At 61.5% G+C, this 2001-nt stretch carries 6 protein-coding genes; all 6 read right to left on the reverse strand.

What is annotated here, in order from left to right; all coding sequences use genetic code 11:
* On the reverse strand, positions 1 to 140 hold a 140-nt coding region (gene rpsH, locus V6M39_RS05375; protein WP_332642712.1), incomplete at its 3' end, for a 30S ribosomal protein S8.
* An 81-nt stretch (positions 141 to 221) separates the two neighbouring features.
* Positions 222 to 407 carry a type Z 30S ribosomal protein S14 gene (locus V6M39_RS05380; RefSeq protein WP_056209415.1) on the reverse strand — a complete coding sequence of 62 codons (186 nt, stop codon included), beginning with the start codon at positions 405 to 407 and terminating at the stop codon, positions 222 to 224.
* A 1-nt stretch (position 408) separates the two neighbouring features.
* The gene (gene rplE / locus V6M39_RS05385) at positions 409 to 972 is read right to left on the reverse strand and encodes a 50S ribosomal protein L5 (protein ID WP_332642710.1); all 564 of its coding nucleotides are present in this window, start codon (positions 970 to 972) and stop codon (positions 409 to 411) included.
* A 1-nt stretch (position 973) separates the two neighbouring features.
* A complete protein-coding gene (gene rplX, locus V6M39_RS05390) occupies positions 974 to 1351 on the reverse strand; it encodes a 50S ribosomal protein L24 (RefSeq protein ID WP_332642711.1) in 378 nt (125 codons plus the stop codon).
* Position 1352: 1 nt separating this feature from the next.
* Entirely contained in the window at positions 1353 to 1721 is a 369-nt protein-coding gene (rplN, locus tag V6M39_RS05395; protein ID WP_007078626.1) for a 50S ribosomal protein L14, read from the reverse strand.
* A 10-nt stretch (positions 1722 to 1731) separates the two neighbouring features.
* Positions 1732 to 1989 carry a 30S ribosomal protein S17 gene (gene rpsQ / locus V6M39_RS05400; protein ID WP_332642714.1) on the reverse strand — a complete coding sequence of 86 codons (258 nt, stop codon included), beginning with the start codon at positions 1987 to 1989 and terminating at the stop codon, positions 1732 to 1734.
* Positions 1990 to 2001 lie beyond the last annotated feature (12 nt).

Raw genomic sequence — 2001 nt, forward strand, 5'->3', positions numbered from 1 at the left:
GTGATGTAGCCCTCCTGCTTCAGGATCTCGGCGACGCCGGCCTTCAGCTTGGAGTACGGCATCGTCACGCTGTCGTGGTATGCCTGATTGCCGTTGCGGACACGCGTCAGCATGTCGGCGATCGGATCGGTCATTGTCATAGTTCAGGTGTTCCATTCCTGCCCCGGTTTCTTCCCCGCAATTCAGCGGAGAGACCTGTGGCGTTCAGTGGGTAGGTGTTGTTACCAGGAGCTCTTGGTGATGCCGGGCAGCTCGCCGCGGTGTGCCATCTCGCGAAGGCAGATGCGGCAGAGGCCGAACTTCTTGTAGACCGAGCGCGGGCGTCCACAACGCTGGCAGCGGGTGTAGCCGCGGACAGCGAACTTGGGCTTGCGAGCGGCCTTGACCTTCAATCCAGTCTTCGCCATGTCAGTTCTCCTTGTAAGGGAACCCGAGCAGCTTGAGCAGCGCGCGTCCCTCGTCGTCGTTGGTCGCCGTGGTGACGATCGTGATGTCCATTCCACGCGAGCGGTCGATCTTGTCCTGATCGATCTCGTGGAACATGACCTGCTCGGTCAGACCGAACGTGTAGTTGCCACGACCGTCGAACTGCTTGGGCGAAAGCCCACGGAAGTCGCGGATACGAGGAAGTGCGAGCGTCAGCAGACGATCGAGGAACTCCCACATACGGTCGCCGCGCAGTGTGACGTGCGCACCGATCGGCATACCTTCACGCAGCTTGAACTGCGCGATGGACTTGCGAGCCTTGGTGACCTGCGGCTTCTGGCCCGTGATGGCGGTGAGGTCGCGAATCGCGCCCTCGATCAGCTTGCCGTCGCGAGCAGCCTCGCCGACGCCCATGTTGACGACGATCTTGGTGAGGCCTGGAACCTGCATGACGTTGGCGTAGTTGAACTCCTCGCGGAGGGCCGGAAGGATCTCTTCGCGGTAACGCGCCTTCAGGCGGGGGGCCGCCGTGGTGGTGTCAGCCATGTCAGATCTCCTTTCCGGTCTTCTTGGCGATACGCACGCTGCGGTGCGCGGAATAGGTGGAACCGTCGGGACGGGACTTGGTGACCTCGTCGCGGCGGAAGCCGATGCGCGTGGTGGTCTTGCCACCCTTGTCATCGACGAGCAGCATCACGTTGGAGATGTGGATCGGAGCCTCGCTGGTGATGATGCCTCCCGTGCTTCCGCCACCGGCCTGTCCAGCCTTGGTGTGACGCTTCACGCGGTTGACGCCTTCGACGATGACGCGGTTCTGCTCGCTGATCACTTCGATCACCGAACCAGTCACGCCCTTGTCCTTGCCAGCGATGACCTTGACCTGGTCACCCTTCTTGATGCTGATGGAACCTGCATTGCGGGCCATCTCAGAGCACCTCCGGTGCGAGAGAAATGATGCGCATGAACTTCTTGTCGCGAAGCTCGCGCCCAACGGGACCGAAGATGCGCGTACCGCGCGGGTCGCCATCGGCCTTGAGAATGACTGCGGCGTTCTCGTCGAACTTGATGTAAGAACCATCCGGACGACGGCGCTCCTTGACGGTGCGCACCACGACAGCCTTGACGACCTCACCCTTCTTGACGTTTCCGCCGGGGATCGCGTCCTTGACAGTGGCGACGATGGTGTCACCGATGCCGGCATAGCGCCGACCCGAGCCACCGAGCACACGGATGCAAAGGATTTCCTTGGCACCGGTGTTGTCGGCGACCTTGAGTCGCGACTCTTGCTGAATCATCTGTCGTCTCCTACTTGGCCTTCTCGAGGATCTCGACGATGCGCCAACGCTTGGTGGCAGACAGCGGACGAGTCTCCATGATGAGAACCCGGTCGCCGATGCCAGCGTCGTTCGCTTCGTCGTGAGCCTTGAGCTTGATGTTGCGACGCAGAACCTTGCCGTAGAGCGCGTGCTTGACGCGTTCTTCGACGTTGACCACGACGGTCTTGTCCATCTTGTCGCTGACGACAAGTCCCTCGCGGGTCTTGCGCGCGGTGCGGTCGGTCACTGCTTCGTCCTT

Source organism: Aeromicrobium sp., from assembly GCF_036675695.1.
GTDB lineage: Bacteria > Actinomycetota > Actinomycetes > Propionibacteriales > Nocardioidaceae > Aeromicrobium.